This is a genomic window from Arthrobacter sp. SO3, from assembly GCF_020532825.1.
GTDB lineage: Bacteria > Actinomycetota > Actinomycetes > Actinomycetales > Micrococcaceae > Arthrobacter.
The window spans coordinates 81098-91056 of record NZ_MQTS01000192.1; the positions used below are offsets into that span (position 1 = coordinate 81098).

Here is a 9959-nt window from a genome sequence, read left to right on the forward strand (position 1 = left end):
CACCAGGTCGAAGTCGACGGCGTCGAGCACCTTGCGTGCCTCCACGGACTGCTGTTCACCCTCCACGGTGAGCGGGAGGTCGGTGAGGCCGGTGTACTGGCCGCTCTTGGACCACTCGGTTTCGCCGTGCCGCAGGATCCACAGCTGCGGGCGGGGGCCGTTTGAAGGTGCAATCACTTAGGACTCCTCAGTTGAGAGTGCGACGGCGGATTCGGGCTGGGCAGCCCACCATTCGCGGAGCTTGGCCTCGGCCACGGCGGGATCCAGCGGGCCGTGTTCCATCCGTTCCTCGAGCAGGAATTTGTAGGCGCGCCCGACGACAGGGCCCGGCTTGAGGTCCAGCAGTTCCATGATCCGGCTGCCGTCCAGATCGGGTCGGACGGACTCGAGGGACTCCTGCTCCCGTAGGGCAGCGATCCGGGCCTCAAGATCGTCGTAGGCGAAGGCGAGCCGCTCGGCCTTGCGCTGGTTGCGGGTGGTGACGTCCGAGCGGGTCAGCCGGTGCAGCCGGTCCAGGAGCGGACCGGCGTCGGTGACATACCGGCGGACGGCGGAATCGCTCCAGCCTGCATCGCCGTAGCCGTAGAAGCGCATGTGCAGCTCCACGAGCTTGGCAACGGCCTTGATGGTGTCGTTGTCGAAGCGCAGCGCCTTCATCCGTTTTGACGTCAGTTTGGCTCCGACCATGTCGTGGTGCCGGAAGCTCACCGCGCCGCCCGGCTCGAAACGGCGCGTGGCGGGCTTGCCGACGTCGTGCATCAAGGCAGCGAACCGCAGCACAAAGTCCGGCCCGGGCACAGCGCCGCCGGCCCCCGTTTCGAGTGCGGCGGCCTGCTCCAGAACCTGGAGGGAGTGCTGGTAGACGTCCTTGTGCCGGTGGTGCTCATCGGACTCGAGGCGCAGGGCGGAGACTTCGGGCAGCACGAAGTCGGCCAGCCCGGTGTCCACGAGCAGGTCCACCCCGGCCCTGGGGTGTGCCGCGCAGATGAGCTTGACCAGCTCCTCGCGGACGCGTTCCGCCGAAATCATGGTGATCCGTTCCGCCATCCGTGACATCGCGGCGCGTACGTCCCCGTGCACCGTGATGCCCAGCTGGGCGGCAAAACGGGCGGCACGCATCATCCGGAGCGGATCGTCGGAGAAGGACGATTCCGGGGCGCCCGGGGTGGCCAGGATGGATGCGTGGAGGTCGCGGACACCGCCGAACGGATCCACGAGCTCCAGCGCCGGGAGGCGCAAGGCCATGGCGTTGATCGTGAAGTCACGGCGCAGCAGGTCATCGGTGAGCGACTTTCCGAACGCCACGACGGGTTTGCGGGAGTCGGGATCGTACGCCTCGGCGCGATAGGTGGTGATTTCGATCTGGAAACCGGCCTTGCGCATGCCGATCGTGCCGAAGGCGCGCCCGATTTCCCAAAAGTTATCGGCCCACTTCTTGATCAGGGCAACTGTCTGGTCCGGGGTGGCGTCGGTGGTGAAGTCCAGGTCGGGGGACACCCGGCCCAGGAAGAGGTCACGCACGGGGCCGCCCACCAGGGAGAGTTCGTGGCCGGCGTCGACAAACCGTTGCCCCAGCTCCAGGACCACAGGGTCTACCTGGAAATCAACAGTGTGCGAGTCAGTCTCGTGATGTGCGTGCGCCATAGTTTCTTAAGCTTGTCAGAAATCCCGGCCAGCACCACACCGAATCCTTCGCGGACCCCCGCCGTCGGCGCTGAACACGGGGGCGTCCCGGGCGATCCACTTTCCCGGCCGTCCACTTTCCTGCCATGTTTAGGTCATCAAGAGCGGACAAGAGTCGTTAGAGTGGACTTCATGGCCCATCCCGTACCGAGCGCTCCCGGCAGGAGGACAAACGCACCGTTGCCTTCGGCAATCGGTGCCAATGTCGCGCCGGTGCAGCACTCCGGGCAGGCCTCCCTCCCCACCGTGGAGGAAATCTCCGCCGGCGGCGTCGTGGTGGACACGTCCGACGCCGAACTCCGCGTTGCGATCATTGCCCGCCTTAATCGTGGCGGCCGGCTGGAATGGTGCCTTCCGAAGGGCCACCCGGAAGGCAAGGAAAGCAACGAGGAAGCCGCCGTGCGTGAGATCGCGGAGGAAACCGGCATCGAGGGCAAGATCCTCGCACCGCTGGGAAGCATTGACTACTGGTTCACGGTCAGCGGACACCGCGTCCACAAGACCGTCCACCACTACCTGCTGCAGGCCACGGGCGGGGAACTGACGATCGAGAATGATCCGGACAAGGAAGCCGTGGACGTCGCCTGGGTTCCCATCCTGGAACTGGCGCGGAAGCTGTCTTTCCCGAACGAGCGCCGCATCGCCGACCTCGCCAAGGAAGTACTGCCGGAACACCGCTAGGGCCGTGCAAGCGCCCTTGGGCCTGCTTCAAGGGACGCTAATAGCGGCTAAAGCCGCGCCCGGGTGAGACGATAAAGACAATGTCATCTGCCAAACCCACCCCCGCGCCCTCCGGCCCCGCCGATTCCAAAGCTGTCCAATCCGGAGAAGTCCGTTCCAGCGCCATCATGGCCGCGGGAACGCTGGTCTCGCGCTTTCTGGGATTCGGCAAGACCTGGATGCTGGCGGCCGCACTCGGCCTCGGCTCCACGGTCAACGACACGTTCATCAACGCCAACAACCTGCCAAACCTGATCTTCCTGCTGGTCGCGGGCGGCGTATTCAACGCCGTCCTGGTGCCCCAGATCATCAAGGCGAGCAAGGCGCCAGACAAGGGGGCGGACTACATCAGCCGGCTGCTGACGCTGGCCGTGCTGGTGCTGTTGACGCTTACGCTGCTGGTGACGCTGCTCGCGCCGTGGGTCATCGAGCTGACAACGCAGGGCTATTCCCCGCAGCAGAAGGCCCTCGCGGTGTCCTTCGCGTTCTGGTGCCTTCCGCAGATCTTCTTCTACGGCCTGTACGCCCTGTTGACCCAGGTGCTCAACGCCCATGGTGCGTTCGGACCCGCGATGTGGGCGCCGATCCTGAACAATATTGTTGCGATCGCCGGCCTCAGCATGTTCATCTGGACGTTCGGCGCGAACGTCAGCAATCCCCACACACTGGATACGTGGGGCTCCAGCCAGACCTTGCTGGTGGCGGGATTCTCCACCATTGGTGTCATCTCCCAGACGGCCATCCTGCTGGTTCCGGTATTCAGGCTCCGGCTCGGCCTCCGGCCGCGCTTCGGCTGGCGCGGGGTCGGCCTGGGCCAGGCCGCCAGGCTGAGCGTTTGGACCCTGGCGACGGCCGCCGTCGGACAGCTGGCTTTCCTCTACGTCATGCGCATCGCCACGATCCCGGGTGCGGAACGGCTGCGTCTGGAACAGGCCGGGGATCCGGCCGCCGACAGCCTGCCCGGCAATGCCGTGCTGGAGGTGGCGAGCCAGTTGTATCTGCTCCCGCACTCGATCATTGCGCTGTCGCTGGCCACGGTGCTGTTCAACCGGATGACGCGGGCCTCGCAGGCCGGGGACCGCGCGGCGCTGCGCAATGCGCTCTCCCACGGGCTGCGGACCATGGCCGTGGCGACGGTGTTCGGGGCGCTTGCCCTGTTCGCGCTTGCCGGACCGCTGGGCATGTTCTTCTCCGGCGGCGTGCCCCAGGACGGCGTCATGCTGGCCCAGACGCTGACCATCCTGGCGCTCAGCACCCCGTTCATGAGCGCCAACTTCATGATGTCGCGCGTGTTCTACGCCAACGAGGATGCCCGGACACCGTTCCTCATCCAGCTGGTGCTGGCCGTGGTGAACCTGGTTGCCGCTTTCACGATCCAGTTCCTGCCGTTCGATCAGATCATCTTCGCCATCGCCACCCTCTATACCGGCGACAATATCCTGTCCGTGATCCTGAGCGCGGTCTTCCTGCGGCGGCTCCTGGGACATCTGGACGGTCCTCGGATCGCCAACGCCTACATCAGGATGGGCTACGCCGCGCTGGGATCCGCCCTGGCTGGCGCTGTGGCGTTGTGGCTGCTGGGCAGCTACAGCCGGGAGGGATTCGCCTGGAGCACACCTGCCGCCGCGCTGGTGACAATCGCCGTCGTCGGGCCCGTCATGCTGGCGGCCTACCTGCTGCTGCTGAAGCTCTTCCGGGTGACCGAGCTGAGCGACCTGCTGCAGCCGCTGCTGGGCCGCCTGCGCCGCCGGTCGGAGGCCGTGCCCGCCGGAGGCCTTCCGGAGGGCGCTGCCGCCACACGTGCGAGGCCGGAACGGGCGACCGTCTCGGTGGACACCGGACTCATTCCGAGAATTTCCGGGGAATTCGACGCAGCGTCCTTCCGGGCAGGGCCGGATCTTGGCGAACAGGACGAGCGGGCCGGACGCGCCGGACCGGAAGGCGGTTATCTGCCCGCCGAGGACCTGCCCAACACCGCGGAGGGCGGTCTGGGCCGCGGCGAGGTCCCGCTGCCCGGGCGACGCACCTACCAGGGCCCGGCAGGGCACAACCCCTATTTCCCGTTCGGCGGCAAAAAGAAGAAATAGTAACCAGCAGGGGTCGCGGCGCCGCGCTTCCGCGGCCCTGACCGGCGCATCGGCTAGGATCGAAGACTAACAAGGGGAGTTGCAGACCCGGGGTCCACCGGCTTTACCGGGGACCTGCTGTCACTGATGCAGTGATCAGTTCGGCAGCTCCCGGACAGTCTAGGAGGAGCCCGTGTCCCACCCGATCGATGTCGGATCAGTACTAGGTGGCCGCTACAAGGTCACTGCCACTGTACTGACCTCACATGACCAGGATCTGGTGCTGGACGGCGTGGACCAGGTGCTCAACCGCGCTGTGAGCATCCTCGTTGCTGGGCCCGGAAACGCGGATCAAGTGGCACAGAGTGCCCGGGAAGTGGCCACCGGGGAGCGTCCCGGCAGTGTTCAGATCCTCGACCTTGGGGTCAGCGACGACACGACCTACCTGATTACCAACCACACCTCGGCCGCTGACCTGCTGGATCTCGTGGTGTCCTCCAATCCGCCCTACGTCGAACCGTTCTTCACGGACACACTGGGCAGCGAAATCTTCGGCCAGCCCCGCTCCCGTGAACCCGAAACCTATGACGGCCTCTACGCCGAAGAAGAGGTAGATGCCGGCTACATCAACTACGGGCAGAACCAGCAGCATGCCCCGACTCCGCGCGTGAGTCCCGCCGCACCACCGACGACCCCCTCCCGGCCGCCGTCGCGTCCGACGGTGTCACCCGCTGCAGGTGCAGCGGGCGCTGGTGCAGCCGGAGCTGCCGGACTCGCGGCCGGTGCCGCCGCCGCTTCCGGTGGTGCGGCTGCTGCGGCATCCCCCAAAGCGAGGTCCTCCGAGGCCGCACCCCGGGAAGCCCCGCCTGAGGTGACGGCGCCCCAGCCGGTGCAGGGGGGCGCACCGACCTCCGGTGCGCGTGACACCACGACGCCGGCTCCCGCCGAAACGCCCAAGGTTTCGCTGTGGTCCGACGACGATTATGATCACCCGCTTCCCGAAGACAGCCAGACTTCCCGTCAGACGGAATCACCGGAATTTGCCGCCGCGGCCGGAAGCGCCTCCGCGGACCGCGCTCCCGGGTTCTTCCCGGGTTCGGCCCGGGACGCCGACTCCGCTGCGGATGATGACTACTACAGCAAGGACGAGGAACCACGGCGCGAGCCCCGCTCCATGCGCTGGTTGGTCGGCGGACTGCTGGCTGCGGTCCTCGTGGTAGGTCTGGTTCTTGCCGTGACCAATCTCGGCAGCCTCTTCAAGACGACGCCGCAGCCCGTTGCGGGCGGAAATACCTCCGCCAGTGCGCCCGGTTCAACCCCGGCAGCGCCGTCGGGAACCGCCAGCCCCGCACCGGCCGCGGGGCCGCCCGCCATTGCTGACGTCACGCGGCTGGGCAACTTCGATTTCGCCGGCACCTATGACGGCGACCTGGTCAAGACTTTCGACGGCAATGCAGCCAGCTACTGGTCGGACATGGAATTTGCCACAGACAACTGGGGTGGCCTGGCCGCCGAGGTTCCTCTCGTCATCAAGCTGAAGAGCCCTGCCAAGATCTCCTCTGTGACCCTCAGCCAGCTGGGGGCCTCCGGCGGCAGCATCAGCGTTTTCACCAACGACCGTCCCTCCCTCGATGGTGCCAAGCAGGTAGGCAGCAACAGCTTCACCTCCTCGGATCTGACGATGCCGCTGCAGGAACCCGCCACGGCGCAGTACGTCATAGTCTCGATCAAGACCCTGCCCAAGCTGGCGGCGCCCAAGACCCGTTATGGATTCGGCCTGCGTCTGGCTGAGATCAAGGTCCAGTAGCCGGGCCGAAGCCACGGCTACAACCCGGCGGTCCTCGGTGCCAGGACGGTATCCTGAGTGCTGGCGTGATTTGGCAGCGCCCGGTCCGACCGGAATAACCAGCACCAAGTAGTAGTTGTGCCATGTGGCCGGCCACCCAGGCGGGCGCATCGACAAAGGAAGAGGTTCACCGTTCAGTGAGCACCGCAGAAAACACCGCCTCCGAAGTACGTGATGTCATCATCGTCGGCTCCGGCCCCGCGGGCTACACCGCCGCGGTGTACACGGCACGCGCCAACCTGAAGCCGCTGCTCCTCGCAGGATCAGTAACCGCCGGCGGCGAACTGATGAACACAACCGACGTCGAGAACTACCCCGGTTTCCCGGACGGCATCATGGGTCCGGACCTGATGGAGAACTTCGAAAAGCAGGCCGCCCGGTTCGGCACCGAAATCCAGTTCGAAGATGTCACGGAACTGGATCTCGACGGCGACATCAAGACCGTGACCATCGGCTCGGGGGAGACTTTCCGGGCACGCTCCATCATTCTTTCCATGGGTTCGGCCTACCGTGAACTCGGTCTACCCAACGAAAAGCGCCTCTCCGGCCACGGTGTCAGCTGGTGTGCAACCTGCGACGGTTTCTTCTTCAAGGACCAGGACATCGCCGTCATCGGCGGCGGCGACTCCGCGATGGAGGAGGCACTGTTCCTCACCAAGTTCGCCAGGTCAGTCACCGTGGTCCACCGCCGCGACAGCCTCCGTGCCTCAAAGATCATGGCTGACCGCGCATTGGCCCACGAGAAGATCGACTTCGTCTGGAACAGCGGGGTCGAGGATGTCCTCGGTGGGGACAAAGTCACGGGGCTTCGAGTGAAGAACCTCGTGGACGGCACCGAAACTGAGCTCGCCGTCACCGGCGTGTTTGTGGCGATCGGCAATGACCCCCGCACCGACCTCGTCAAGGGCAAGCTGGACCTGACGCCCGAGGGAACCATCGCCGTCGACGGCCGAACGTCGAAGACCAGCGTCAAGGGTGTGTTCGCGGCCGGCGATGTTATCGACCCGACGTACCGGCAGGCCATCACGGCCTCAGGGTCCGGCTGCGTCGCAGCCCTGGACGTCGAGCACTACCTCGCAGACTTCCACGCCTAAACAGCGCGTAGCAACCAACCGAAGAGAGAGACAGGCTATGAGCAACGCAAAAGACGTAACAGATGCTAGTTTCAGCACCGATGTACTGGCTTCTTCCAAGCCCGTCATTGTGGACTTCTGGGCTGAATGGTGCGGCCCGTGCCGCAAGCTCGGACCGATTCTGGACGAGATTTCCGTGGAGTACAGCGAGAAGGTGGACGTCGTCAAGGTTAACGTTGACGACAACCCTGCGATCGCCGCCCAGTACGGCATCACCTCTATCCCTGCCGTCTACCTGTTCCAGGGTGGAGAAGTGAAGGGCACCGTCATCGGCGCCCGTCCCAAGCAGTTCTTCGAGAAGGAATTTGCGGACGTGCTGTCCTAGTTCCCGCTCGGTCTGTGCCGACGAAGATCATTCCAAGGTGGCCTCACTTCCCTCCAGGAAGTGGGGCCACTTTTTCGATGTTGCTGAGAACTGACCCGGTCAGTTATATGGACCGGCCCATAGAAGCCAGTGCTCGTCCATCTTTTCCTGTAGAACAACACCCAAAAGTTGTTTTCTAATAGTTAATTCTCTCAACGTGGACCCCGGCGCCCCCACAGGTTGCGCCCTTGCCGGAGTAGGGCTGCCTCGGTCCGTCGTCCAGGGGCCGGGGACGGGCCTCCGTCAGGACTGAGGCCCGCCTTGCACGTGATGACCCCGCATCGAGACCGTGGTACCCGCACTCTGGAGTCGGGTAGTTGTCAGGTAATGCATGCTTCCTGTGCGGACGCACGACGATCCGGGGGAGACTGGTCTGCAGCCTAGAGACCAAGGATGCATAGAGTTTCACGTGAAACATTGTGGCTGTTGAGATGCGCTCACTCGTCGACCGGTTTCCGTGCCACTTTCGGAAGATGCGATGCGTTTGGTTTCACGTGAAACATGTTCGTCAAATATGGCCGGACCGCGCATATTTTCCCGCGGGACATCTGATCCTGCCGGTAGCGGTGAGCATCCGGTCTGGACGACTATTTGAAATCAGTGCAGAGAGAGAGTTGGGGGTTGCCTTTCCTGTCCGAACGGGTTCAGTGGGCGAAGCGGTAAGATTCCGACCGGTCGGCCAAGAGGGCTGGCCGAAAGCCCATATCCCTGCGCACTGCACACTGCAGACTGCAGACTGCAGACTGCAGACTGCAGACTGCAGACTGCACACTATTTCAACATCCCACGGTCAGCCCGTCTGCGTGCGGCATAGGTGACTCAGCGGGGGATACAGTGCGTCGCCTATTGACCGAAAAATTGCTCCTCCGCCTGGGCGTCGTTACCCTGACAGTTCTTGCACCGGCGGCCTGACGGTCCCTCCAGCCGTGCGACCCGCAAACATGACTGAGCAATCCTCCGGGAGAAATCGTCTAAGGGCCCGGTTTCAGGTGACGAGCGACAATACGCAGAAAAATTCGACAGAAGGGCGCGGAATCCCAGGGCGGCTCCGAGGTGTGACACCGGAATGTTTCACGTGAAACCACCACGAGATTGGAACTAAGGGTGGGCAGTATGAGCCGGACAATTGGACAACTGCGCTCAAGTCGGAAAGTATCTCCGTGGCCGCGGACTGTTTCCGTTCGAAACAGCAGTGGCCAACAACCCGCATCTGCACCAGCGTTCACACGGCATCCGGGTCATCCCTCGGCCAAACCCGATCCTCCTCAGCTGCGATTGTTTCACGTGAAACGGTGAAGAGAATACGGACGATGGCCAGTCACTGATCATTAGGCCCCACAACCCTATTATTCGATACGGAACTCTCGAATAACCACACCTGGGCAGAATGTGTCTGCGGACGATGGGACGTGTGAAGACAGCCCCTGAGGTGAAGCGTGGTTCACCACTACTTCAAGCAGCAACAACCGGCCCCCTTCTCGAACGAGGAGTTGGCGGACTCGGGGAAAGCGCTACAAATCCGACCGGCTGCACCAGAGCAATTGCAGGTACATTCCCGCCCGCAGGCCATTGTTTCACGTGAAACCTCACGAACTCGACGCCAAAGCTATTCGGTGGGGGTGGATGCCAACCAGGTACCGTCGGAACGTGACCCGCTACGCCCCCAACCGTCCAGCCGCCGAGCGCCGCAGTCATCGAAGCCGGCGACGGCTCCACAACGGCCGCTCGCGGACGCATGCAATATGTTTGGGAGCCATCCGTGGGTAGACCCAGTCGCCCGAATACAGTCCTCCAGGACCACATGGCAGCCTTCGGCTCGCTGCAGCAACTCGGACGCGGACGGTATTCCTGCGTCAAACGCACCTTGCCGTTTATCAAACTCAGCTGAAATTACTGCCCTGGCCTCCAGTCAGACGGTGGGTGATCGGACCATCAATATTCTCAAGGGTCTCGGAGGTCGGACCATGGCTCACCTTTTCGCGGCCCGCGGCCCCGACTGGGAGTGGGAGGATCCTCAGCGAGCGGCCAGGCGCCCCACGCTGGACGTCCTTTGCCGGCGGGAACGTCAAACGCCATTACTGCCTCTGGGTATCACCCGAGGCGTGCATGGACACCATCCACATACCCCCGGAAGGCACCGGGCCAAC

7 protein-coding genes are annotated in these 9959 nt (G+C 64.0%); 5 read left to right on the plus strand and 2 right to left on the minus strand.

The window, feature by feature from the left end:
• Together BJQ90_RS18375 and BJQ90_RS18380 are read right to left on the minus strand one after the other, a co-directional pair.
• On the minus strand, nucleotides 1-177 hold a 177-nt coding region (locus BJQ90_RS18375), incomplete at its 3' end, for a phosphoglycerate mutase family protein (RefSeq protein ID WP_226761651.1).
• Nucleotides 178-1644, minus strand: coding sequence for a CCA tRNA nucleotidyltransferase (locus BJQ90_RS18380; RefSeq protein WP_226761638.1), 1467 nt, complete (start codon nucleotides 1642-1644; stop codon nucleotides 178-180). It abuts the gene before it with no gap.
• A 219-nt stretch (nucleotides 1645-1863) separates the two neighbouring features.
• Between BJQ90_RS18380 and BJQ90_RS18385 the strand changes: the two genes are divergently transcribed.
• The 5 genes from BJQ90_RS18385 (at nucleotide 1864) to trxA (ending at nucleotide 7773) form a co-directional block, all read left to right on the plus strand.
• Entirely contained in the window at nucleotides 1864-2364 is a 501-nt protein-coding gene (locus BJQ90_RS18385) for an NUDIX hydrolase (protein ID WP_226761639.1), read from the plus strand.
• Between the two features lie 80 nt (nucleotides 2365-2444).
• Nucleotides 2445-4490, plus strand: coding sequence for a murein biosynthesis integral membrane protein MurJ (gene murJ / locus BJQ90_RS18390; protein ID WP_226761640.1), 2046 nt, complete (start codon nucleotides 2445-2447; stop codon nucleotides 4488-4490).
• Nucleotides 4491-4662: 172 nt separating this feature from the next.
• Entirely contained in the window at nucleotides 4663-6276 is a 1614-nt protein-coding gene (locus BJQ90_RS18395) for an ABC transporter substrate-binding protein (RefSeq protein ID WP_226761641.1), read from the plus strand.
• Between the two features lie 176 nt (nucleotides 6277-6452).
• Nucleotides 6453-7409 carry a thioredoxin-disulfide reductase gene (trxB, locus tag BJQ90_RS18400; protein ID WP_226761642.1) on the plus strand — a complete coding sequence of 319 codons (957 nt, stop codon included), beginning with the start codon at nucleotides 6453-6455 and terminating at the stop codon, nucleotides 7407-7409.
• Nucleotides 7309-7773, plus strand: a complete 465-nt coding sequence (trxA, locus tag BJQ90_RS18405; RefSeq protein ID WP_413463714.1) for a thioredoxin — start codon at nucleotides 7309-7311, stop codon at nucleotides 7771-7773. The genes trxB and trxA overlap by 101 nt, the downstream gene beginning before the upstream one ends.
• Nucleotides 7774-9959: the final 2186 nt, after the last annotated feature.

Excerpts from the sequence above, each read along its gene's own strand:
- BJQ90_RS18380 (WP_226761638.1), bottom strand. The coding sequence starts at position 1,644 with ATGGCGCACGCACATCACGAGACTGACTCGCACACTGTTGATTTCCAG.
- trxA (WP_413463714.1), top strand. The coding sequence starts at position 7,309 with ATGTTATCGACCCGACGTACCGGCAGGCCATCACGGCCTCAGGGTCCG.
- murJ (WP_226761640.1), top strand. The coding sequence starts at position 2,445 with ATGTCATCTGCCAAACCCACCCCCGCGCCCTCCGGCCCCGCCGATTCC.